The sequence below is a fragment of the Gordonia amarae NBRC 15530 genome (genome assembly GCF_000241345.1).
Lineage (GTDB): Bacteria > Actinomycetota > Actinomycetes > Mycobacteriales > Mycobacteriaceae > Gordonia > Gordonia amarae.
Window position 1 is genome coordinate 75,784 of record NZ_BAED01000046.1, and the last position, 21,500, is coordinate 97,283.

22 protein-coding genes, 4 tRNA genes and 1 pseudogene are annotated in these 21,500 nt (G+C 68.0%); 7 read left to right on the forward strand and 20 right to left on the reverse strand.

Annotated elements, in window-relative coordinates; all coding sequences use genetic code 11:
• Nucleotides 1–137 precede the first annotated feature (137 nt).
• Nucleotides 138–722, forward strand: a complete 585-nt coding sequence (locus tag GOAMR_RS12620) for a TetR/AcrR family transcriptional regulator (RefSeq protein WP_244427402.1) — start codon at nt 138–140, stop codon at nt 720–722.
• A gap of 125 nt (nt 723–847) precedes the next feature.
• Here the strand turns inward: GOAMR_RS12620 and rplA are convergent, their stop codons facing one another.
• The 11 genes from rplA to GOAMR_RS12675 form a co-directional block, all read right to left on the reverse strand.
• Nucleotides 848–1,564, reverse strand: coding sequence for a 50S ribosomal protein L1 (rplA, locus tag GOAMR_RS12625; protein WP_005188094.1), 717 nt, complete (start codon nt 1,562–1,564; stop codon nt 848–850).
• Between the two features lie 94 nt (nt 1,565–1,658).
• Nucleotides 1,659–2,093, reverse strand: coding sequence for a 50S ribosomal protein L11 (gene rplK / locus GOAMR_RS12630; RefSeq protein WP_005188097.1), 435 nt, complete (start codon nt 2,091–2,093; stop codon nt 1,659–1,661).
• An 82-nt stretch (nt 2,094–2,175) separates the two neighbouring features.
• Nucleotides 2,176–2,997 carry a transcription termination/antitermination protein NusG gene (nusG, locus tag GOAMR_RS12635; protein ID WP_005188098.1) on the reverse strand — a complete coding sequence of 274 codons (822 nt, stop codon included), beginning with the start codon at nt 2,995–2,997 and terminating at the stop codon, nt 2,176–2,178.
• Between the two features lie 108 nt (nt 2,998–3,105).
• Nucleotides 3,106–3,510 carry a preprotein translocase subunit SecE gene (gene secE / locus GOAMR_RS12640; protein WP_005188099.1) on the reverse strand — a complete coding sequence of 135 codons (405 nt, stop codon included), beginning with the start codon at nt 3,508–3,510 and terminating at the stop codon, nt 3,106–3,108.
• 39 nt (nt 3,511–3,549) lie between these two features.
• Nucleotides 3,550–3,622: transfer RNA gene (locus tag GOAMR_RS12645), tRNA-Trp, on the reverse strand.
• Between the two features lie 241 nt (nt 3,623–3,863).
• A complete protein-coding gene (locus GOAMR_RS12650) occupies nt 3,864–4,235 on the reverse strand; it encodes a DUF4189 domain-containing protein (protein WP_083836945.1) in 372 nt (123 codons plus the stop codon).
• Between the two features lie 183 nt (nt 4,236–4,418).
• Entirely contained in the window at nt 4,419–5,510 is a 1,092-nt protein-coding gene (locus GOAMR_RS12655; RefSeq protein ID WP_005188101.1) for a fused (3R)-hydroxyacyl-ACP dehydratase subunits HadA/HadB, read from the reverse strand.
• Nucleotides 5,511–5,617: 107 nt separating this feature from the next.
• On the reverse strand, nt 5,618–5,785 hold the full coding sequence (gene rpmG / locus GOAMR_RS12660) for a 50S ribosomal protein L33 (RefSeq protein ID WP_005188102.1): 168 nt from the start codon (nt 5,783–5,785) through the stop codon (nt 5,618–5,620).
• Between the two features lie 84 nt (nt 5,786–5,869).
• Nucleotides 5,870–5,943 (reverse strand) — tRNA-Met (locus tag GOAMR_RS12665).
• Between the two features lie 23 nt (nt 5,944–5,966).
• Nucleotides 5,967–6,039 (reverse strand) — tRNA-Thr (locus GOAMR_RS12670).
• A 128-nt stretch (nt 6,040–6,167) separates the two neighbouring features.
• Nucleotides 6,168–6,248: transfer RNA gene (locus GOAMR_RS12675), tRNA-Tyr, on the reverse strand.
• Nucleotides 6,249–6,384: 136 nt separating this feature from the next.
• On the opposite strand from GOAMR_RS12675, the gene GOAMR_RS12680 reads away from it, so the two are divergent.
• On the forward strand, nt 6,385–6,876 hold the full coding sequence (locus GOAMR_RS12680; protein ID WP_005188103.1) for a YajQ family cyclic di-GMP-binding protein: 492 nt from the start codon (nt 6,385–6,387) through the stop codon (nt 6,874–6,876).
• Nucleotides 6,877–6,880: 4 nt separating this feature from the next.
• Here the strand turns inward: GOAMR_RS12680 and htpX are convergent, their stop codons facing one another.
• The gene (gene htpX / locus GOAMR_RS12685; RefSeq protein ID WP_005188104.1) at nt 6,881–7,729 is read right to left on the reverse strand and encodes a zinc metalloprotease HtpX; all 849 of its coding nucleotides are present in this window, start codon (nt 7,727–7,729) and stop codon (nt 6,881–6,883) included.
• A gap of 168 nt (nt 7,730–7,897) precedes the next feature.
• Entirely contained in the window at nt 7,898–8,914 is a 1,017-nt protein-coding gene (locus GOAMR_RS12690) for a polyprenyl synthetase family protein (protein WP_040515150.1), read from the reverse strand.
• A 101-nt stretch (nt 8,915–9,015) separates the two neighbouring features.
• Here GOAMR_RS12690 and GOAMR_RS12695 point away from each other — a divergent pair, with 101 nt between their 5' ends.
• Entirely contained in the window at nt 9,016–10,251 is a 1,236-nt protein-coding gene (locus GOAMR_RS12695) for a geranylgeranyl reductase family protein (protein ID WP_040515152.1), read from the forward strand.
• Nucleotides 10,252–10,272: 21 nt separating this feature from the next.
• The gene (locus GOAMR_RS12700; RefSeq protein WP_005188109.1) at nt 10,273–11,190 is read left to right on the forward strand and encodes an oxygenase MpaB family protein; all 918 of its coding nucleotides are present in this window, start codon (nt 10,273–10,275) and stop codon (nt 11,188–11,190) included.
• 62 nt (nt 11,191–11,252) lie between these two features.
• On the opposite strand, the gene GOAMR_RS12705 is transcribed toward GOAMR_RS12700, so the two are convergent.
• From GOAMR_RS12705 to menD, 3 genes are read right to left on the reverse strand one after another with little or no spacing between them, the layout of a single operon-like run.
• Nucleotides 11,253–11,957: a demethylmenaquinone methyltransferase gene (locus tag GOAMR_RS12705; RefSeq protein WP_005188111.1), complete on the reverse strand. Its 705-nt coding sequence runs from the start codon at nt 11,955–11,957 to the stop codon at nt 11,253–11,255.
• A 10-nt stretch (nt 11,958–11,967) separates the two neighbouring features.
• On the reverse strand, nt 11,968–12,468 hold the full coding sequence (locus GOAMR_RS12710; protein ID WP_005188112.1) for a DUF3592 domain-containing protein: 501 nt from the start codon (nt 12,466–12,468) through the stop codon (nt 11,968–11,970).
• On the reverse strand, nt 12,465–14,162 hold the full coding sequence (gene menD, locus GOAMR_RS12715; RefSeq protein ID WP_005188116.1) for a 2-succinyl-5-enolpyruvyl-6-hydroxy-3-cyclohexene-1-carboxylic-acid synthase: 1,698 nt from the start codon (nt 14,160–14,162) through the stop codon (nt 12,465–12,467). The genes GOAMR_RS12710 and menD overlap by 4 nt, the downstream gene beginning before the upstream one ends.
• 55 nt (nt 14,163–14,217) lie before the next feature.
• On the opposite strand from menD, the gene GOAMR_RS12720 reads away from it, so the two are divergent.
• Nucleotides 14,218–15,483, forward strand: coding sequence for a saccharopine dehydrogenase family protein (locus GOAMR_RS12720; RefSeq protein WP_005188117.1), 1,266 nt, complete (start codon nt 14,218–14,220; stop codon nt 15,481–15,483).
• Nucleotides 15,484–15,643: 160 nt separating this feature from the next.
• Here GOAMR_RS12720 and GOAMR_RS24795 read toward each other — a convergent pair whose 3' ends face one another.
• Nucleotides 15,644–15,829 (reverse strand): hypothetical protein, encoded by a 186-nt coding sequence (locus tag GOAMR_RS24795; RefSeq protein ID WP_138943710.1) that lies wholly within the window; start codon nt 15,827–15,829, stop codon nt 15,644–15,646.
• A 223-nt stretch (nt 15,830–16,052) separates the two neighbouring features.
• On the opposite strand from GOAMR_RS24795, the pseudogene GOAMR_RS25595 reads away from it, so the two are divergent.
• Both GOAMR_RS25595 and GOAMR_RS12725 read left to right on the forward strand, forming a co-directional pair.
• Nucleotides 16,053–16,188: pseudogene (locus GOAMR_RS25595) on the forward strand (1,4-dihydroxy-2-naphthoyl-CoA synthase); the annotation flags it as partial.
• 108 nt (nt 16,189–16,296) lie between these two features.
• Entirely contained in the window at nt 16,297–17,325 is a 1,029-nt protein-coding gene (locus GOAMR_RS12725) for a glycosyltransferase family 4 protein (protein ID WP_005188119.1), read from the forward strand.
• Between the two features lie 26 nt (nt 17,326–17,351).
• On the opposite strand, the gene GOAMR_RS12730 is transcribed toward GOAMR_RS12725, so the two are convergent.
• From GOAMR_RS12730 to GOAMR_RS12740, 3 genes are read right to left on the reverse strand one after another with little or no spacing between them, the layout of a single operon-like run.
• Nucleotides 17,352–18,614 (reverse strand): lipase family protein, encoded by a 1,263-nt coding sequence (locus GOAMR_RS12730; RefSeq protein WP_005188120.1) that lies wholly within the window; start codon nt 18,612–18,614, stop codon nt 17,352–17,354.
• A gap of 5 nt (nt 18,615–18,619) precedes the next feature.
• A complete protein-coding gene (locus GOAMR_RS12735) occupies nt 18,620–19,963 on the reverse strand; it encodes an alpha/beta hydrolase family protein (RefSeq protein ID WP_005188121.1) in 1,344 nt (447 codons plus the stop codon).
• 3 nt (nt 19,964–19,966) lie between these two features.
• Nucleotides 19,967–21,286, reverse strand: coding sequence for a Wzz/FepE/Etk N-terminal domain-containing protein (locus GOAMR_RS12740; protein WP_005188124.1), 1,320 nt, complete (start codon nt 21,284–21,286; stop codon nt 19,967–19,969).
• Nucleotides 21,287–21,500 lie beyond the last annotated feature (214 nt).

The window sequence follows — 21,500 nt, forward strand, 5'->3', positions numbered from 1 at the left end:
GCGACCGGACAGCCTCTCGCCGCACGACCGTGAGGACCTTTGGTTCTGGCTGTCGGACCCGGTGCCACCTCTCCATGCTTTATGTCATAAGCCTGGTTACGATGGTGTTCCTGCCCTGACAACCGCCGAGGACCTCCGTGCCCGACAGACAATCCGCCCGTGACCGGATGCTCGCGAGCGCCACCGCGGTGCTCGCCGAGTCCGGCCCCAGCGGGGTGACGATCGACCGGGTACTGTCCGACAGCGGCGCCCCGCGCGGCTCGGTCTATCACCACTTTCCCGGCGGCCGCACCGAGATCATCACCCGCGCAGGACAATCGGCCGCCGAGAAGGCTATCGGCCGCTATCGCGAACTCGCCGCGGACAACGACACTGCGGGCCTGGTCGACGCCCTCGTCGACCGGTGGAAACGGAACCTGATCGACCACGACTTCCGGCGGGGCTGCCCGATCCTCGCGCTCGCCGTCGACGATCTGTCCGCTGTCCCCGAACTCGACGGGGATATCGCCGACACCTTCGTCACCTGGCGCACCATCGCTGCGCGGGTCCTCGAACGCGACGGGGTGCCCGCACCCCGCTCGGAACGCCTGGCCACGCTGATCGTCACCGCAGTCGAAGGCGCGGTCGCCATGTGCCGCAGCACCCGCAGCATCGTCCCCCTCGACGACGTCGCCGCCGAACTCCGCGCACTTGTCGAGACTGCCCTCCACCGCCCCGACTGACCCACACCCGCCGCCTGATAGTCGTCGCCTGATAGTCGCTTCTGTCGACCACATGCCCGGGTCGACGAAAAAGCCCGGCGAGCACATTTGTGCTCGCCGGGCTCTGCTGTTCGCGGGTGCCTGTATCAGGCCTCGGCCTCGAGGGCGAAGTTACGCGAGACGGCCGGATCGACCGGGATGCCGGGGCCGTTGGTGGTGGTGACGGTGACCTTCTTCAGGTACCGGCCTTTGGCGGCTGACGGCTTGGCCCGCAGGATCTCGTCGTAGGCGGCGCCGTAGTTCTCGGCCAGCTTGGCCGGGTCGAACGATGCCTTGCCGATCACAAAGTGCAGGTTGGCTGCCTTGTCGACGCGGAAGTTGATCTTGCCGCCCTTGATGTCGTTGACGGCCTTGGTGACGTCGACGGTGACGGTGCCGGTCTTCGGGTTCGGCATCAGACCGCGCGGGCCCAGGACACGCGCGATGCGGCCGACCTTGGCCATCTGGTCCGGGGTGGCGATGGCGGCGTCGAAGTCCAGCCAGCCGCCCTGGATCTTCTCGATCAGATCCTCGGCGCCCACCTCGTCGGCACCGGCGGCGGTGGCCTCGGCGGCCTTGTCGCCGGCGGCGAACACGATGACGCGGGCGGTCTTACCCGTTCCGTGGGGCAGATTGACGGTGCCTCGAACCATCTGGTCTGCCTTGCGGGGGTCGACACCGAGGCGGATGGCCACCTCGACGGTCGCGTCGGTGTTCTTGGACGAGGTGTCCTTGGCGAGCTTCACAGCCTCCAGCGGGCTGTACAGCTTGGACTTGTCGACCTTGGCCGATGCTTCGGCGTAGGCCTTGCTCTTCTTGCTCATGTGCTCTGTTCTTTCTCCGCTGCGATGTGCGCGGGTGTGTGGTGCGGACCGAGCCGGCCCTCCCACGAGTAACTACAGATGGGGATGTCGGCTCTTAGCCTTCGACGGTGATGCCCATGGAACGGGCGGTGCCGGCGATGATCTTCGCGGCCTGATCGATGTCGTTGGCGTTGAGGTCTTCCTGCTTGGTCTTGGCGATCTCGCGGACCTGATCCAGGGTGACCTTGCCGACCTTCTTGGTGTGCGGCTCGCCAGAGCCCTTTTGCAGGCCTGCGGCCTTGAGCAGCAGCTTCGCGGCGGGCGGCGTCTTCAGCTTGAAGTCGAACGAACGATCTTCGTACACGAAGATCTCGACGGGGATGACGTTGCCGCGCTGCGACTCGGTGGCCGCGTTGTACGCCTTGCAGAACTCCATGATGTTGACGCCGTGCTGGCCCAGTGCGGGGCCGACGGGCGGTGCCGGGTTGGCGGCACCTGCCTGGATCTGGAGCTTGATGATCCCGGCAAGCTTCTTCTTCTTGGGAGGCATTCTTGTTCCTTGTTTGTTTCTTGCAAATCCACGTCCGCTGGAGGCGTGGAAGTCTGTGACCGTTCCCTTCCGGGAACGCGCGTCAGATCTTTTCGACCTGGTTGAAGTTCAGTTCGACCGGGGTCTCGCGACCGAAGATCGACACCAGGACCTTGACCTTGCGCTGCTCGGCGTTGACCTCGCTGATGGAGGCGGGCAGCGTCGCGAATGGGCCGTCCATAACGGTGACCGACTCGCCGACCTCGAAGTCGACCTCGATGACCGCGGTGGCGGCGGCAGCGGCGGCCTCGACACTCTCGTCGGCCGCCTTGGTGGCCGACGGCTTCTTGGCCGCGGCGGGCGGCGCGAGGAACTTGAGCACCTCGTCGATGGTCAGCGGCGACGGACGCGAGGTCAGGCCGACGAACCCGGTGACGCCCGGTGTGTTGCGGACCGCGCCCCACGACTCGTCGTTGAGTTCCATGCGCACCAGGATGTAACCGGGCAGCACCTTGCGGTTGACCTTCTTGGTCTGGCCGTTCTTGATCTCGGTGACCTCTTCGGTGGGCACCTCGACCTGGAAGATGTAGTCGCCGACGTCCAGGTTCTGCACGCGGGTCTCGAGATTGGCCTTCACCTTGTTCTCGTAACCGGCGTAGCTGTGGATGACATACCAGTCACCGGGCGCGCGGCGCAGTTGCTTGCGCAGTTCCTCGACCGGATCGACCTCGGCGGGCTCTTCTGTGACGCCTTCCTCTGCGACTTCTTCCCCAACAGCCTCGTCGGCGGTGGGTGTCTCGTCCGCATCGGCGTCGGCCGGGTCAGCCTCGGTGGTGTCGGCAATGTCGACGTCAGCAGCGTCCACCGCATCGGCGTCCGGGGTCAGGACCTCGGTCGCTTCGATCTCGTTCTCGGGGGTGCTCACTGCAGCCCACGCTCCTCTTTCACTTGCTGGTCGTCAGCAGCGGCGCTGCCGGCCGGTGTCATCGGATAGCAACCCGATGCGGTCTTGTCCGGCGTGAACGGCCCGGTGTCAGCCGAACAGCCAGAGGACGCCCTTGCCGAAGGCGAGGTCGATGCCCGAGATGAAGGCGGTCATGAGCACCACGAACACCAGCACGACGATCGTGTAGGTGATCATCTCGCGGCGCGTCGGCCAGATGACCTTCTTCAGTTCGGCGACGACCTCTTTGAGGAACGTCCAGATCCGGACAAACGGATTGGCACTGCGCGACTCGGGGATGTCCTTCTTGCGCTCGGCGACGGCGACCGGGGATGCCCCGTCTCCGGAGGGACGGCGTCCCCGTGCCGAACGCTTGCCCTGGGGGCGAAGTTCCGCGTCGTCGTCGGACGAGAGATCGGCATCGAGGTCGTCGACCACCGAGTCGGTGGCTTCGGGGGCACCTTTGGCCCGGGCAGCGCGGTCTCGCTTGCTCACCTTCGAGGTTCCTCTCGTCAACGTGTGCCCTCTCCAGGGCAGGGGCGACAGGACTTGAACCTGCAACCTGCGGTTTTGGAGACCGCTGCTCTGCCAGTTGAGCTACGCCCCTTTGCGGCCACCGAGGTGGCCACTCATCGATTGTGCCTGACGGCTTCCGTGCTTCCCAGCATGCCCCGGATCGGACCGGAGACCAAACTGCGTCCTACAGAATCAACGCGCCACCCTGAGGGCAGCGCGCAAGTCAATTCAATCGACAGTTCAGTGTAGATCACGACCGGCCCCGAACCCAAAACGGGCCGGTAACCTCACGTGTGCCCGGCCGGATCGGCCGGGCACACGTGCGGGGGTTATCAGGCCGGACGCGTGGTGCACGCCCAGGCCGCGACATAGCCGCGGCGCGGCAGCTGGCGCAGGGCCCGCGCACGCGCACCGCCGGCGGTCTTGTAGCCCCACGACCGGCCGACATGGCTCAGATTGCGGGTGTAGGCGACGGCTCCACACGAGTTGTAGAAGCTGAAGTAACCGCAGTGCCGGCCGCACCGGCGGACGACTGCGTTGACGGCGCCCTGGCTGGAGGCCCGGTCGACGACGGCGGCCGTGTTCCCGTTCCAGTCCCAGGCGATGGCGCCCCAGTTGTAGGTGTAGGCATCGGCCTGCGGTGCAGGTGCTGCCAAGCTACCCCCGGCGACGACACCCAGCGCGATTCCTGCTGTGGCAATCATGCGACGAATTTTCACAGCTGAAAACTTACCGATCCTCAGCTTCCTCTTACCAATCCGGGCGGCAAGATTCACCTACTCAACCGACACCCATTCCGGAGTGGCATGGTGTTCTGGACCGAGGAGTGCGAGGGAAGAACACGACTCCCGGCCCGCAGGACCCGCGATCCGCGGAGCGGGCGCCAACTAGTTGAACTGTATGACCGCTTGGGCGCGGCCGAAGATGCGGCGGTTGCCCTGCTTGGCGACGATCGCGATGGTGCCGCGGCGGGTCTGGGGGTCGAGCGATTTGATCTTGCCGCTGAAGTCGACGGCGGCGCTGTCATCCTCGGGCACGTACACCATGCTGGTGAAGCGCACGTTGTACTCGCAGAAGGCGGCCGGGTCGCCGATGAACTCGGAGATGTAGCTCGATCCGAGGCCCATCGTCTGCATGCCGTGGGCGACCACACCTTCCATGCCGGCCGCCTTGACGACGTGGTCGGAGAAGTGGATGGGGTTCGGGTCGCCGGCCACGCCGGCGTAGTTGGCGAGGTTGCCACGGGTGAGCAGGAAGCGCTTGTCGGGCAGTTCCTGGCCGACGCTGAGGGTGTCGAAGTCGATCGCACCGAAGGCGGGCGGCAGTTCGGTCGGGTCGGGACGGCGTTCCCAGTTGTCGGTGTCGACGGTCTTGCCGGGGTCGGGGACGGTGCCGACCTTCATCATCACGTGGTCGAGCGACTCGATCAGCGCGGGGTCGATGTCGAGACCGGGCCGGGCGGCGAGCGAGGTCCAGGTGGTCATCACCGGTTCGCCGTGCTGATTCCAGATGACGTTCTTGGTGACCATCAGGTCGACGATCTCGGGGCTGGTGACGTGGCGGAACGAGTCAAGGGTCACATCACTGACGAGCTGATCGCCCACCCGGACGGGGCGGTGGTACATGAGACGCTGGTCGGTCTGCAGGACGGACCACAGGTCGTAACCCACCACGACCTCCTCGAACAGCCTGCGCTGAGCGACCACGCCGATGAGCGAGACGAAGGTCGGTGCGGCGATCAGGGTGTCGTGACCGAGTTCACGTGCCTTGGCCTCGTTCCAGTGGACGGGGTGGGCGTCCTGCACGGCCTGCGCGTGCCGGCGGACGTCCTCGCGGCCGACCTCGAAGTAGTCGTCCACCGTGTAGTGGTAGCCCACGAGCTCCGCCGTCCGGGCCGCGAGCTCCTCGGGCGAGGGCTTCTCCCCGCGCCGGAACGCCGCCGCGCGCTGCTGCAACTCTTCGACAGACACCTGGCTCATAAGGTGGTCTCCTTCATCGGACGGGCCACAGAACACCGAAGGGCCGCCTCTTTCGAGGCAGCCCGCGGTGTTGCGCTATGGGATCAAGATCGGTGGACGAACAGGCGTCAGCGCGACTCTTTGTGCGCCTGATGGGTTCCGCAGTTGGGGCAGAACTTCTTGATCTCCAGGCGGTCGGGATCGTTGCGACGGTTCTTCTTCGTGATGTAGTTGCGGTGCTTGCACACCTCGCATGCCAAGGTGATCTTGGGGCGAACATCGGTTGAGGAGGCCACTGCAATCTTCTTTCGGGTGTATGTTCTTCGATCGGCGCACGACGTGTTCAGGGAACCGAACTCGTCGCGATGCACCGTTGTGTGTAGCGGTGGAGGGACTCGATCCCTCGACCTCACGATTATGAGTCGTGCGCTCTAACCAGCTGAGCTACACCGCCCTGCGGACTGGTCTGGTCCTGCGAGCCCCCTGACGGAATCGAACCGTCGACCTTTTCCTTACCATGGAAACGCTCTGCCGACTGAGCTAAGGGGGCATACCCGGGCTGCCCTTGTGGGGCTTCCCGAGAGCCTTTACGAGGTTACACACCGAGTCCGGCACGTTCCAAATCGCCTGTTCGCCGGGCGATGTGGGCGCGCTCGTCGTCGACGAGAAACCACGTTGTGGCAGGTATAGGATTCGAACCTATGTAGCTTGCGCGACGGATTTACAGTCCGCTCCCTTTGGCCGCTCGGGCAACCTGCCGTGCCGTTCCGGGTCGGCGTGAGCCGATCAGAACAACGCGGTGAAGAATACAACGAACCATGCCCCCCTGCGCAAATCGCCAGGTCGCGGGGCCTCGGTGACGGGTGCCCGGACGCCTGCCGTTACCCTGTCAGCCATGGCTGATTCATCGTTCGACGTGGTGAGCAAGGTCGACCGCCAGGAGGTCGACAACGCCCTCAACCAGGCCGCCAAGGAGCTGTCGCAGCGCTACGACTTCCGCGGTACCAACACCACCATCGCGTGGTCCGGCGAGGAGGGCATCGTGATCACCTCCGACGCCGAGGAGCGGGCCCAGGCCGGCCTGGAGGTGTTCAAGGAGAAGCTGATCCGGCGGGATATCTCACTCAAGGCGTTCGACGCCGGTGAGGTCACCTCCTCGGGCAGGACCTACAAGATCGCCGGCAGCCTCGTGCAGGGCATCGACTCCGAGCACGCCAAGAAGATCTCCAAGAAGATCCGCGACGAGGGCCCCAAAGGTGTCAAAGCGCAGATCCAGGGGGACGAGCTGCGGGTGTCGAGCAAGAAGCGTGACGATCTGCAGGCCGTGATCGCGCTGCTCAAGGGCGAGGATTTCGGTATCGCCCTGCAGTTCGTCAACTACCGGTAGTCCACTACCGCCCGCGCCGGGCCATCTCCTGCAGGCGGGCGATCCGTTCCGCGGTCGGCGGGTGGGTGGAGAACATCCTGGACATCCCGCCGCCACGGAAGGGGTTCTCGATCATCAGGTGAGACTGCGACTGGATCGCGGGTTCGGGGGCCAGGGGTGCCCGGTCGACGCCACCGGAGATCTTGGCCAGCGCCGACGCGAGGGCCAGCGGGTCGCCGGTGAGTTCGGCGCCGGACTCGTCGGCCTGGAACTCCCGGGACCGGGACACCGACATCTTGATCAGGCTCGCGGCGAGCGGACCGAGCAGCGAGATCGCCATCACGCCGATGATGCCGGGGCCGTTCTCGCGGTTCCCGCCGAGCATGAACGCGAAGTTGGCGATGCCGGTGATCACCGACGCCATCGCACCGGCCACCGACGAGATCAGGATGTCGCGGTTGTAGACGTGCGACAGTTCGTGCCCGAGCACGGCCCGCAGCTCCCGTTCGTCGAGCAGTTGCAGGATTCCGGCAGTGCAGCAGACGGCGGCGTGCTGCGGGTTGCGGCCGGTGGCGAACGCGTTCGGCGACTCGGTGGGGCTGATGTACAGCGCCGGCATCGGCTGGTGCGCGGTGGTGGCCAGCTCACGCACGATCCGGTACAGCACGGGTGCCTGCACCTCGGTCACCGGCTGTGCCCGCATCGACCGCAGGGCCATCTTGGCGCTGTTGAAGTACACGTAGCCGTTCATGCCGACGGCGAAGACAATCGCCACCACCAGGATCACCGGGCTCTTGAACATGGCGCCGATTCCCACGATGATCGCCGACATCAGGCCGAGCAGCAGTGCCGTCTTGAGCCCGTTGAAATGCATGCGCACCCACCTTCCGAACGTCGACACCGGCAGCAAGCCGATTCACTATGCCAAACGTACGTCAGGTGCCGTGGGTTTCCGGTGCGCCACAATTTTCTGGCGATATAGCGATTCTCGGCGGCATAGTGCCGCCGGGCGGGGATTGGCTATACCTCCAGAAATTTTCCGCTAGCCGGTGCGGTCGATGGTGTAGCGGACCAGGGAGGAGAGGGCGCCGTTGGCGGGGCTGTCGGGAAGCTGGGCCAGTTCGGCCAGTGCCTCGTCGGCGAAGGACTGCAGTTTGGCGTTCGCCTGGGCCATACCGGGTGAGGCGTTGAGCAGTTCCAGGGCCTCGGTGACCTCGGCGTCGACGGTCAGCGGGCGCGGGTTCCCGGCGTCGTCGAGCAGCAGTCCCCGCAGCCGGGCCGACGACGGTTCGTCACCGCGCAGCGCGTACAGCACCGGCAGGGTGTGCACACCCTCCCGCAGGTCGGTGCCCGGGGTCTTGCCGGAGTCGCCGGTGGCCGAGGAGATGTCGATGATGTCGTCGGACACCTGGAAGGCGATGCCGATGATGTCGCCGATCCTGGCGAGCCGCTCGATGCGCTCGGCGTCGGCGCCCGCGGCCATCGACCCGAACCGGGCGGCGGCCGCGATCAGCGAACCGGTCTTCTCCCACACCACCTTGAGGTAGTGGTCGATCGGGTCGACGCCCTCACCCGCGCCCACCGTTTCGCGCATCTGGCCGGTGACCAGTTCGGCGAAGGTCTCGGCGATGATCCGCACCGCCTCGGGGCCGAGCGTCGACACCAGCCGGGAGGCCCGGGCGAACAGGAAGTCTCCGGACAGGATCGCGATGCTGTTGGTCCAGCGCGAGTTGGCCGACTGGGCGCCGCGCCGCATCGGGGCCTCGTCCATGACGTCGTCGTGATACAGCGTGGCCAGGTGGATCATCTCCACGACCGTCGCCGAGGTGATCACGTCGCGGCTGCCCGGGTCGGTGCCGAACTGGGCGGCCAGGATCGCGAACATCGGGCGGAACCGCTTGCCGCCCGCCTTCGCCAGGTGGGTGGCGGCCTCGGTCATGATCTGGTCGCCCGACGACAGTTCGGTGATCAGCAGGTCCTCGACGTCTGCCAGCGCCGACCGCACCACCTCCGCGAACTCGTCGGTGCCCAGGTCAAGTCCGGCGAAAGTCGACTTCACGTCCCGTGCCGCCCCATCTCGTTGCTCTCCCGCGACGGCCACCGATGACCGCCGCACTGCCTGTGAGCGTAACCGCTGCGCCGTGCCGACATACTGATCGGGTGAGTAACCTCCCCAAGAGCACGGACGTTTTGGTCGTGGGCGCGGGCCCGGGCGGGTCGGCCGCGGCCGCGCACGCGGTGGCCGCCGGTCGCGAGGTGACGCTCGTCGACGGGGCCGCCTTCCCGCGGGACAAGACGTGCGGCGACGGACTGACCCCGCGGGCCGTGGCCGAGCTCGACGCGCTCGGTCTCGGCGGACTGCTCGAGGGCAGGCCGCGGATCGACGGCCTGCGGCTGGCCGGCTGGGGCGCCACCCGCGAGGTGCCGTGGCCGTCGGGACGCTTTCCCGCGTACGGCAGCGCGGTGGCCCGCACCGAACTCGACGAAGAGATCCGCGCGTACGCGGTGGCGCGGGGTGTGACGATGCTGCAGGGCACCAAGGCCGTGGATGTGGTGATGGCCGGTGACCGTATCGAGGCGGTCACCCTCGCCGGACCGGACGGGACGTCGACCCTGCGGGTCCGGGATGTGATCGTCGCCGACGGGGTGCGATCCACCCTGGGCAAGAAGCTGGGCCGCGAGTGGCACCGGGACACCGCGTACGGTGTCGCGGCGCGGGCCTACGTGTCGTCGGAGCGGGCCGAGGAGCGGTGGATGGGTTCGCATCTGGAGTTGCGCGGACCCGACAGCGCGCTGCTGCCCGGGTACGGGTGGGTGTTCCCGCTCGGGAATGACCTGCTCAATCTGGGTGTCGGGGCGCTGGCGACGGCAAAACGGCCCGCGAGCATGCAGTTGCGGCCGATCCTGGAGCACTACGCGGACTTCGTCCGCGACGAGTGGCGGATCAGCGGGTCCCCGATGCGGGTGGCGTCGGCACTGCTGCCGATGGGCGGCGCGGTCTCCGGGGTGGCCGGGCGCAACTGGATGCTGATCGGCGACGCCGCGGCCTGCGTCAACCCGCTCAACGGCGAGGGCATCGACTACGCGATGGAAACCGGGCGCCTGGCCGTGGAGTTGCTCGGCGCCGACGACTACACCACCCGCTGGCGTGATGTGCTCACCGAGCACTACGGGCTCGCCTTCTCCGCGGCGCGCAGGCTGGCGGGGGTGCTCACGGTGCCGCAGGCGGTGCCGGCGCTCGGGCGACCGGGGATCCGGTCGGCGCGGCTGATGTCGATGGTGGTGCGGGTGATGGGCAACCTCATCACCCCCGACGACGCCGACCTGGTGGCCCGCGCCTGGCGCACCGCCGGGCTCCTGTCCACCCGCGTCGACGACCGTCCGCCGTTCCGCTGAGCGCGGGGTAACCTACGTCACATGACGACAGCCACGTCTCTGCCCGCGAGACTTCGCGCGCGGCGCACGAGGAGATTCGCCCTGCGCGACGACCTCGCCGGCAGGGATACCGCCGACTTCGAGACCATCGTGCGTGAGCTGGTGACGCGGGAGTTCCCGTGGGGCAACACGCAGGCGCTGAGTTTCGCGTTGTTCCGTACGTACGCGGTGCCGTCGATCGGCGATTTGCTGTGCGACACCGGCGAGTTCACCGAACGCACCCAGAAGCGCTACGACGACACCGTGTTGCTGCTCGACGCACCTATCGAGCACGGGGTGTCATCGACCTTGGGCCGCACCGGGATCCGGCGCATCAACGAGATGCACGGCATGTACGACATCCCCAACGACGACCTGCTGTATGTGCTGGCGACGTTCGTGGTGTGCCCGGTGGAGTGGATCAACACCTACGAGTGGCGCACGCTCTCCGACGCTGAGGTCATCGCACTCACCGACTATTACCGGCTACTCGGAAAACGCATGGGCATCAAGGGGATTCCCGAGACGTACGCCGGTTTCGCCACGTTGCTCGACGAGTACGAGACCGCCCATTTCGCCTACTCCCCCAAGGCGGTGGCGGTGGCCGACGCGACGCTGGATCTGCTCGGTACGTTCCCGCCGTTCCATCTGCTGCCGCGGGCCGCGGTGCGGCGGATCTCGTTCGCGCTCATGGATGATCGGTTGCGGGCCGCGTTCCACTACCCGACGCCGAGCCGGGTGGAGCGGGCCGTGGTGCGCGGCGGCCTCAAGGCGCGTGGGCTGGCGATCCGGCTGCTGTTCCCACCGCGCCGCGAACCGATGTTCGGCCGGCAGACCCCGCAGGTGCGTTGCTACCCGAACGGGTACCGGGTCGAGGAGCTGGGCACCTTCACGCCCGGATGTCCGGTGCCGCACGTGTGAGGTGGTCCGGTCAGGGGTCGAAGGGTCAGGTGAGGTGAGGCTCCCAAGCCGGGTACGGGGAGTCAGCGGACCGCGGAGTGGATGGCGGCGATGCCGCCGGTGAGGTTCTGCCAGCGGACCGAGGTGAAACCGGCGTCGCGGATGAGCTCACCGAGGTCGAACTGGTCGGGCCACGCCCGGATCGATTCTGCGAGATACACATACGCGTCGGGATTGCTCGACACCCTGGTGGCCACCGCGGGCAGCGCCTTCATCAGGTACTCCATGTACGCGGTGCGGAAGGGCCGGAGCGTGGGGTGGGAGAATTCGCAGATCACCAGGCGGCCACCGGGTTTGAGGACTCGATGGAACTCACTCAACGCCTTGGGCACATCGTTGACGTTGCGCAGGCCGAAGGAAATGGTGGCGGCGTCGAAGGATTGGTCGGCGAACGGCAGGCACAGGGCGTCGGCGGCCACCTTGGGCACCGGCCGGCCGGCACCGGCCTTGAGCATGCCGAGGGAGAAGTCGGCGGCGATGCAACGCGCCCCCGACTTGGCCAGTTCCACCGTCGACACGGCGGTGCCGGCGGCCAGGTCGAGCACCACGTCGGAAGGCTTCAGGGCCAGCGCCTTGCGGGTGGCCGAACGCCAGCGCCGGTCCTGCGCGAACGAGAGCACAGTGTTGGTGATGTCGTAGCGTTTGGCGACGCCGTCGAACATCTGGGCGACCTCAGCCGGATCCTTGTCGAGTGTCGCCCGGGTCTGGGGCCCTGCAGTGTCAGCCATGACGACAACGCTACTGGGTCGGCGCCGCCGCTCCTTGCGGGGCGTCGGCGGAAGCACGGGACTCCTCGTGACCGGCCCGGTCCTGCGCACGTGTGGTCAGCCTGCGGTTGGTTTCGGCGAGGCCGACGACGAGGCCGCCGACGATCAGCCACAGCAGCGCCACCACCGACAGGGCGGGGACGATCGACAGGCTTGCGTCGCGGCCTGCGGGACGGGCCAGGTCGGGGTTGGTGGCGTCGTATTCGACGCTGATCCGCTGCCCCTGGGTGAGTTCGGTGGGATAGAGCAGGCCCAGGCGGGGACTGTGCAGCTGGCCGTCGGGGGTCTGGAAGCTGACGTCGGCGCGCAGGCTCCCCGCGGAGATCACGTCGGCCATCACCGTCACCTTGTGGGCCTCGATCTGGCTGTCGTTGCGGAAACAGGCGATCACCAGCACCGCCCCCATCACGGTGCCGACGAGCCCGACCAGCAGCAGGCCTTTCTGCACCCGCCGCAGCAGCGTCGGGTTCATGACGTCGCCCGGTAGCGGGCGCCGATCGCCGCGTGGAGTTCGCGCAGGCGTGTCCTGTCGGTGCTGACCTCCACCACCTCCAGGCCGCCGGGGACGTCGGTCTGCAGGTAGCCGGCCAGTGCGGCGAGGTCGACCCGGCGGTGGGCGATGTGGAATCCGGCGCACAGGGACGCCAGGCCGGTGCGGTGCGGGGTGCCGAACACCCGCTCGTAAGCACCCGCGTAGGGGCCGGTGTTGAACCGGGGGTCGCCCTGTTCGAGGAGGCCGAAGATGCCGCCGCCGTCGTCGTTGGCGACCACGATCCGCAGGTTCGACGGCCGCGGCTCACCGGGCCCGATGAGCAGGCCGGTGGCGTCGTGTACAAACGTCAGATCACCCATGAGGGCGACGGTGCGGGCGCCCGGGTCACGGGACTGCAGGTGCAGGGCGGCGCCGATGGCGGTGGAGTTGGTGCCGTCGATACCGGCCACACCCCGGTTGGACAGCACCCGCACCTCGGGGCTGACCCGGCCGGCGAGCGCGACGTCGCGGATCGGGTTGCTGGCCCCCACCACCAGCTGGTCGCCGGGCCGCAGCGCCGCCGACACCACGCGCGCCACGTGCAGGCCGGTGGTGCTGCCGGGGGCGTCGAGTTCGGCGTCGACGGCCGACACGACGCGGTGCTGGGTGGCGGCGCAGTGTTTGAGCCATGCCTCGCCGGGGGTGCCGGTGGCCTCGGCGCGGGTGCCGGTGGCGTACACATTTCCCGACACGTCGGGCCAGCGCGGTCCGGTGGTGAGCGCGTACACCCGCACGTTCGGGTCGGCGAGCAGCCGCGACACCCCGCGATGCAGGGTGGGCCTGCCGCAGATGATGGCCTGCCGCGGCGAGATCAGGTCGAGCGCCAGCGGATGCAGCGGGGTCTGGGGGGCGGGGGCCGTCGGCTCGGCGACGGTGGGTATCACGGCCAGTTCGGGGTGCACGCCGGCCCCGTGCCCGGAGACGACGACGGTGTCCAGGCCCAGGTCGATCGGCAGCGGCACGTCGAGCCTACCGACGGGGGCCTGCGTCCACGGCAGCCCGTCGGGCCGTCCGGCGAACCTCCCCAGTTCCCATGGGTCCTGGTCGGACTCGCCACCGAGGTCCGCGGGGACCAACGGTTCCCGCAGCGGGATGTCGAACTGGACCGGGCCGGCGTTGCCGGTGCGGGCGCCGCGGGCGGCGGCGAGCACCCGGCCGACCGCCGAACGCCACTGCGAGTTGGTGTCCAGATCCTGCTCGGCCAGGCCGAGGCTGATCGCGGCGCGCACCTGGGTGCCGAAGATGCCGAACTGTTCGATGGTCTGGTTGGCACCCGAGCCGAGCAACTCATACGGCCGGTTCGCCGACACCACCACCAGCGGTACGCGGGCGTAGTTGGCCTCGAACACCGCGGGCGACATGTTGGCGACGGCGGTGCCGCTGGTCATGATGATCGGCACCGGCTGCCGGGACGCCGCGGCCAGGCCGAGTGCCAGGAAACCGGCCGCCCGTTCGTCGATCCGCACGTGCAGCCGCAACCGGCCGACGGTGTCGGCGGCGTGCAGCGCGAACGCGAGCGGCGCGTTCCGCGAACCCGGGCACAGCACCGCCTCGCGTACCCCGCCGCGGATCAGTTCGTCGACGATGACCCGCGCCTGCAGGGTCGACGGGTACTCGGTTCGTGCGTCGTGCATCCTCCCACCCTAGAGGCACCCTGCGCGGGGGCCGGGGACCGCTAGAGTCGGACACATGACTTCAGACGCAGCCACCGGAGCCCGCGAGTTCGACGTGGTCGTGTTCGGGACCACGGGATTCGTCGGGGAACTGACGGCGCGGTATCTCGCCGAACACGCGCCGGCGGGCACGAGGATCGCCCTCGCGGGGCGTTCGGAGGCCAAGCTGCTCGCGGTCCGCGAACGGATCGGTGGGCCCGCCGCCGCGTGGCCGGTGATCGTCGCCGACGTGGACTCCCCGGCATCGCTGGATGCGATGGTGGCCCGTACCCGGGTGGTGTGCACCACTGTCGGCCCGTACCTCAAGTACGGGGAATCACTCGTGGTGGCGGCCGCCACCGCAGGCACCGACTACGTCGACCTGACCGGCGAGGTGCCGTTCGTGCGGTTCTCCATCGACAAGGCGCACGACCTCGCGGCCGCATCTGGTGCGCGCATCGTGCATTCGTGCGGCTTCGATTCGATCCCGTCGGATCTGTCGGTGTGGGCGCTGTACCGCAAGATCTCCGACGACGATGCCGGGCAGCTCACCGACACCACCTTCGTGTTGCAGTCCTTCCGGGGCGGGGTGTCGGGCGGAACGGTCGACTCGGTGCGGGTGATCGCCGAGCAGGCCAAGGATGCGCAGGTGCGCAGGCTGATGCTGAACCCGCAGGCGCTGTCGTCGGGGCCGGGCGCCCCGCCGCGCGCCGGGATCGGTTCGGAACCCAGCGATCTCAACATCGTCTCGGCCCGCAAGGTGGATCCGTCGCTGTCGGGGACGCTGGCCCCGTTCTTCATGGCCTCACACAACACCCGGATCGTCCGTCGCTCGAATATCCTGCTGCACAACGCCTATGGTGAGGACTTCCACTACGGGGAGACGATGAACGTCGGCGACATCCCGGTGGTGTCGGCGGTGACCGCGGGCCTGGTGGGAGTGGGCACCAGCGCCTTCCTGGGCGCCATGAGCTTCGGTCCCACCCGCAGACTGCTCGACCGGATCCTGCCCGCGCCCGGCGAGGGACCGACGCAGACGGCCAGGGACAAAGGACATTTCACCGCAGAGGCATTCACCACCAGCACCTCCGGGCGGCGCTACCGGTCCCGGTTCCGGGCCTGGGGCGATCCCGGCTACAAAGCGACGGCGGTGATGCTCGGCGAGAGCGCCCTGGCCCTCGCCCTCGACCGGGACAAGCTGCCCGACCACCACGGCGTGCTCACCCCGGCGGTCGCGATGGGCGACGCGCTCACCGAACGCCTCAACGGCGCCGGCTTCAGCATCGGTGCCGTCGCCCTCTGAGCAATAGCCGACTCATCGCCGATCGCCGAGATGTGACGAGCCTTCACTATCCGGGCTATGGAGTGAGTAGGCCGAGACGTTTCGCGGCCAGTTCCAGATCATGCTTGAACTGGTCGAGAGTCGACACGATCCGCCCAGGCCCGCATCCAGTAGAACGCGTTCAGCGGCGGGCACCGCGGCTCCCTCCGGATGGTCGCCCCCCGGACCTGCCGGTGTCCCGGGCGGGGGGCAGCTCCTCGACCTGACGGTCGCGGCGCCGGATCACACCCACCACGAGCAACGCCAGGGGTACCGACACCGCGATCCACACGGCGACGACGATCCCGACGATCATCCACACAGACATACCCCACAGCATGCCCCAGAAATGGGGGGCGACGTGACTCGCTCGGTCAATCGCGCTCCCGCGGAATCACACTCCCGGGAATCGCACTCCCAGAGTGCCTGAGTGGCACCGCCCCTACGAGAGGATCCACCTGCCCCGGGTACCGCAAACCAGGGTGAGCGATCATGAGCACGTCACCCGCATACACCCCATTCGATCCCACCGGGCATTTCCCCCTTCACCCTCCTCGCGTGAGCACGCCCGGTTCAAGCAGACCGACGCCGACGTGGGCTCGTTCGACGCCGGCTACGGCAGCGCCTACCCTGGCCAAGCAGGTCGGCCAGAAGTTTGCCCGGGAGCTCATTTTCTTCGGCGAGGCTGAGATAACAGCCGAACAGCGATTACGATAAAGAAACCCGATACCCGTCAGACACCGTTGTCCGACCTGTGGAATACCCTGACCGGAATAACCAGAACGAGGAATCTCGATGCGAATCGCTCATGTTTCCGAGGCATTCGGCGGCGGCGTGCAGACTGCCATCGTCAACTACATCACCGCGACACCCGAACACGATCATCACCTGCTGATACGTTCCCGCCCCGGACACGGCACCATTGGAATTCCGGAGAATGTGGGCGTGTCCGGATATTCGGGATCGATCCTCGGATATCTGCGTCATGCCCGGCGACAGGTCGTCGACGGTGATTTCGACATAGTTCACCTGCATTCCAGCTTCGCCGGTGTACTGCGTGCCGTATTGCCCGCCCGAATCGACATCGCCTACTCGCCACACTGCTATGCGACCGAGACCGGCTCCCGACCCGCCCTCCGGCTCGCCTATCACGCCGCCGAGAAGGCGCTGAGTCTGCGGCCGCAGATACTGGTGGCCGTGAGCCCGCGGGAACGACAGATCGGGTACGCTCTCAATCCCCGGATGCCGGCGACGATCGTGCCCAACTGCGCGACCGCCGCGGCTCCGGAGACCGCACCCGAGAAGGCCCAGGAGAGAACCGATCTCCGGCCTACCGTCGCCATGACCGGCAGGATCTGCGCGCAAAAGGATCCCAGATTCTTCGCAGAGGTTGCAAACATACTGCACAACAATGGATTCCGGTTTATCTGGATCGGCGAGGGCGACGACGGCGCCGACGGGCTGCGAGCCGCCGGGGTCGAGATCACCGGATGGCTGACCCCCGCGGAGAGCCGGGGCATCCTGCGCCACGCGGATCTGTACCTGCACACCGCGGCGTGGGAGGGAGGCCCCCTTGCACCGCTGGAGGCCGCCGCCGCGGGCTGCCCGGTCCTGTCCAGGACGATCGGATCGATGTCGTCGCTGGGCTACCGGGTCGTCGGCAACACACCCGCACAGGCCGCAACTGCGGTCAACGAGTTCTTCAGCTCCGATGATTTCCGGAAACAAGCGGAGAATTCGACGGCTGCGGTACTCCGATACCATTCCTTAGCAAATATGTCCGAGGCCCTCAAGGAGGCCTACCGCATGACGATCCGAGGCTAGTTCTGAAAACGGGTCGGTTCGGTTGTTCAACAGTCATTGTCGACCCGGTTTCCGGCCATTCTCCGGCCGAGCCAGTCGACGTACGTCGAACCATCGATGCTTCCATGCGTTGCATCCGGCTGGTAGACCGATTCGATCACCGATCCCAGGCGGCACGATCGCGTGATCGCCGCCCGCGTCCACTCGGGATCAAAGAATTCATCCTTTCCCGCGTAGTAGATCAGCATCGGCGCGCTGGCCCGTCGATGAGCGACCCCCATACCGGAGAAGATCTCCTTCAGGCGGGCCGCCGCCGCCGGCGTGGCGGGGACCAGGTCCGCGGCCGGAATCCGCGCGACGACCCGGTTGCGCCGGGAACCTTCCGGTCCGGCACAGGCGGAGAGCACATCCCAATTCCGCGCCGCCATCCCGCGCCGGTACAGGTCGATGTCGAAGCCGGGACGGGAACGCTGTGCACCGATCAGCAGCCAGGTGTACGCGGCCAGCTGGTCAGCGCCCAGGCGCCGCCGGGCTGCGAGGTCCACCAGCCCGGAGAAGTCCGCGGCCGGAACCAGGCTGACCGTGCCCAACAGATTCCGGCCCGCCCCCCGCTCGGCGGCGAGTTCATTGGCCGCCCACGTCGCCGCGCCACCCTGGGAACCGCCGAAGGCCGCCCACCGCGGCCCCGCGTCGGGAAACACGATCCGCGCCGCACGCACCGCATCGATCACGTTGTACCCGGCGGTCGCCGAATCCAGGTAGGGATGCACCCCTGGGGCGCCGAGCCCCTGATAGTCGGGGACCGACACCACGAATCCCATCTTCAGGTAGGAGACGACGACCCCGGCGAGGCCGGCCAGGTCGGGGGTCCGGGACGGCGCGCAGCCCTCGTCGATACCGGTGGTTCCGTGCGCGAGAACCATGATCGGCCAGCCTCCGGCCGGCGGCGCCTCGGCGGGACCGACGACGGTCCCCGACACCTCGGTCCCGGAGCCGTCGATCCCGGAGGTGGACCGGTAGATCACGTGTGCGACGCGCGCGCCGGTGTCACGGATCGCGCTGTCGATGCCCGGAACCGACGTGGCCCTGACCACCGACCCCGGACCCGTCTCCGTGACACTCACGCCAGTCAAGTCCGCGGCCTGCCGGGTCGGTGCTCCGGCGGTCTGGGTACACGCGGTGGTCAGCGACGCCACGATCGCCCCGACCACCGCAATCGACGCCGCGGCGCGACGGAGCTGCGCCCGGCCGGGTGCCCGCGCATGACTGACCCCTGACTGTCGCCGGTGACCGCCGCGGCTTTGACCCATCACCCTCACCTGCTTTCCACCTGGTTCGCGGCGCAGTTGTCGCTCGCCGCATCCCCCGCGAACCGGGTACGCAGCCACGAGAACACCCAGGACGCGTCCACGTTGTCATGTCCCTGACCGGCATGCTTCTGCCAGGCGATCACCGAACCGGCCGCACAGGACCTGTGTATCGCCTGTTCGATCCAGTCGAAGTCGACGATCTTGTCGGCCCCTCCGTAGACCACGACCATCGGCACCTTCAGCCGGGCCGGCGGCAGGAGCGAGCGCAGCAGGCGGCGCATGACGGTGGCCGCCCGCGCGTCCGCCGGGAGCAGATCCGATGCCGGCGCCCGCGTGATGACCTCGACCGCCTCGGGCAGCCGGGGTCCGGTACACAGCCGCAGGAGCTCGCGGTTCCGGTACATCGATCCGTGAATATAGTCGGAGACAACGATTTCCGGATGTGTGGTGGCCTTGAGCTGCATCACCGCCAGGAAGTAGAGGTGGCGCTGTTCGGTGGTCAGGGTCCCCGCCAGCGCCTTGTCCACGAGTTCTTCTACATTCACCACCGGCGCCCACGCCGCCGCCGCGACCAGATCCCCTGCCACGTCGTCGGGCCCGGCTGCTCCGGACTCGGCGAGCACCGCGTTGGTGCCCCATGTCGCCGCCCCGCCGAGCGATCCGCCGGCCACCGCCCACCGACGTCCCACCGCAGAGCTGAGTCCGCGGGCCGCCCGCACGGCGTTGACCACATCCCGTCCCATCGCGGACGTGTCGAGGAAAGCCAGCCCTGGAGAGGCGGGATCCCCCGTCATGCCTCCGTAATCGCTTGCGACCACCACGAATCCGTTCTTCACAAACGCCGCGATCGACACCGTCTGGTTCAGCAGGTCGTCGTACAGGCTCGGCGCGCAGTCGAAGTTGACGCCGGTGTTGCCGTGGTTGAACGCCATCACCGGGAATCCGCCCGCCGGCGCGGCTCCGCCGGGAATCGCGACCAGCGCCGTCACCCGGTCCGCACCCGGTACCCACGATGCCTCGGAGAGGTAGGTGATGATCCACGTCGACGCCCCGGTCTCGGCCAGCATGCGGGGCACCTTCGTGGCCCGCCGCACCGATACGAGTGCACCGGGCCCGGTGCCGCCGGTCTCAGGGAAACCCTCGGGCAGCCGTCCGGTGTCGGCGGGGGTGGGCAGCGCGGTGTCCACCCTGATCGGGGTCACCGGCGAGTAGTCCACGGCCCCTTGACAACCGGTGACCCCAAGGCATCCGGTGACAAGTGCGAGCACCGACAGGAGTGCGCGCGTGGGCGTGGCGGCGCCGGCCCGGCCCTTGTTTCTTCCGGTCTCACCGGCTGCTGCGGAGCGCACGCGTCAGACCACCACTCGGGCCGGCGCACCGGCGGCCACCGTGCCGAGCACCCGCAGCTCGGCGGTCCGCAGCCTGCCCGCCGCCTGCGCCACGTCCGTCGTGGTCGTCGCACCGGGCACGCCGACGAGAACCGCACCGTCGGTGACCGCGCGCAGCACCGCGACGTCGGGACGGTCGAGTACACCTGCCCCCGCGACCACGACGTACCGGAATCGCAGACCCAGCTCTTTGAGTACCGCGTCCATGTCGGCCGAACCGAGCACTCCGGCGCCCGCGCCGCCCGCCCGGCCGGCAGGCACCACGTACGCGCCCTCATCCGTGACCAGTACGTCGGCGAGCGTGTCCCGGCCCGCGAGCACGTCGAACAGACCCGGGCGGACCTGCTGTCGTGGCGATCGTGCCGCCGCCGGGGAATCGTGACCGGCGACCGCATCATCCTGGGGGACCGTCTCGACGACGACCGCGGGATCGCCCAGTGCCGTCATCGCCACCGCCAGCCCCCGGGCCACGGCCGGCACGGCACCCGACTCGGCGTCGGCGGGACCGCAGACAACCAACCGGGCCACCCCCGCACCACCCACTCCGAGCAACTGGTTGTACACGGCCATGAAGTCCGAATCCGACCCGGGCGCACCGGCTCCGGGGCTGACCCTAAGAGTGCGCACCGCGCCCAGCGTCTCGGTGCCCGCAGCCGCCGCCAGCTCCGCATCCGAGCGCACCTTCGTGTCGGTGCGGTCGCGGGCGAACGCTCCGACGAGACCCACCGCCAGCCCGGCCAGCAGCCCGAGCAGCAGATTGCGGACCCAGCTCGGTGATGACGGTGAGCCCGGTGCGACCGCGGCCTCCATGATCGACCCCGATGCGGTGGGTTCACCGCCGCGGGCCGAGGTCTCCACCGACTTGATCACCACCGCGGTCTGGCTCGCCGCCACATTCGCGATGTCCCGGGACAGCTCGGCGTCGCCTGTGACCGCGGTGATGTCCAGGATCACCGAGTCGCGCAGAGGCGTCGCGGTGATCGTCGCGCGCACATCGTCCGGGCTCATCGGCAAACCCAGTTCCCGGACCACGCCCTCGGCTACCCGCCGTCCCGTGGCGATCTCGGCGTATGAGGTGATCCGCTTCTCCGAGAAGAGGTTCCCCTCGTAGGCGTCCGACGCCGAGGACGCTCCGGCGGCGCTGATGAACAGCCTCGAGGTGGCGCTGTACTCAGGGGTGATGAACGCAGTCGCCGCGGCCGCACAACCCAGCGCGAGGAGGGCGGCCACCACAATCAGCACCCAGCGGCGCCGGAACGCGGCGAGGTAATCAGAAATATCCACTGACGGTCTCCAGTACTCGTGCTCTGCGGGGCACCACCGCTGCCGCCGCGGTCGACATTGACAACGGAAGTATGGGTATCCACAGATGTTGCCGTATTAGCCCGAACGGTTGAACTATCACTATTCGACGATCCGGCGATGCGGCCGGCAGACCCGGCAGCACGGAAGCGACTCTAACCGAAATCGATGAATTCGCACCGGGAAGCAGGCCAGA

Coding starts and splice junctions, on each gene's coding strand:
- rplA (WP_005188094.1), bottom strand. CDS start 1,564: ATGAGCAAGAAGAGCAAGGCCTACGCCGAAGCATCGGCCAAGGTCGAC.
- rplK (WP_005188097.1), bottom strand. CDS start 2,093: ATGCCTCCCAAGAAGAAGAAGCTTGCCGGGATCATCAAGCTCCAGATC.
- GOAMR_RS12650 (WP_083836945.1), bottom strand. CDS start 4,235: ATGATTGCCACAGCAGGAATCGCGCTGGGTGTCGTCGCCGGGGGTAGC.
- GOAMR_RS12655 (WP_005188101.1), bottom strand. CDS start 5,510: ATGAGCCAGGTGTCTGTCGAAGAGTTGCAGCAGCGCGCGGCGGCGTTC.
- GOAMR_RS12680 (WP_005188103.1), top strand. CDS start 6,385: ATGGCTGATTCATCGTTCGACGTGGTGAGCAAGGTCGACCGCCAGGAG.
- htpX (WP_005188104.1), bottom strand. CDS start 7,729: ATGCATTTCAACGGGCTCAAGACGGCACTGCTGCTCGGCCTGATGTCG.
- GOAMR_RS12700 (WP_005188109.1), top strand. CDS start 10,273: ATGACGACAGCCACGTCTCTGCCCGCGAGACTTCGCGCGCGGCGCACG.
- GOAMR_RS12705 (WP_005188111.1), bottom strand. CDS start 11,957: ATGGCTGACACTGCAGGGCCCCAGACCCGGGCGACACTCGACAAGGAT.
- GOAMR_RS12710 (WP_005188112.1), bottom strand. CDS start 12,468: ATGAACCCGACGCTGCTGCGGCGGGTGCAGAAAGGCCTGCTGCTGGTC.
- menD (WP_005188116.1), bottom strand. CDS start 14,162: ATGCACGACGCACGAACCGAGTACCCGTCGACCCTGCAGGCGCGGGTC.
- GOAMR_RS12720 (WP_005188117.1), top strand. CDS start 14,218: ATGACTTCAGACGCAGCCACCGGAGCCCGCGAGTTCGACGTGGTCGTG.
- GOAMR_RS24795 (WP_138943710.1), bottom strand. CDS start 15,829: ATGTCTGTGTGGATGATCGTCGGGATCGTCGTCGCCGTGTGGATCGCG.
- GOAMR_RS12725 (WP_005188119.1), top strand. CDS start 16,297: ATGCGAATCGCTCATGTTTCCGAGGCATTCGGCGGCGGCGTGCAGACT.
- GOAMR_RS12730 (WP_005188120.1), bottom strand. CDS start 18,614: ATGGGTCAAAGCCGCGGCGGTCACCGGCGACAGTCAGGGGTCAGTCAT.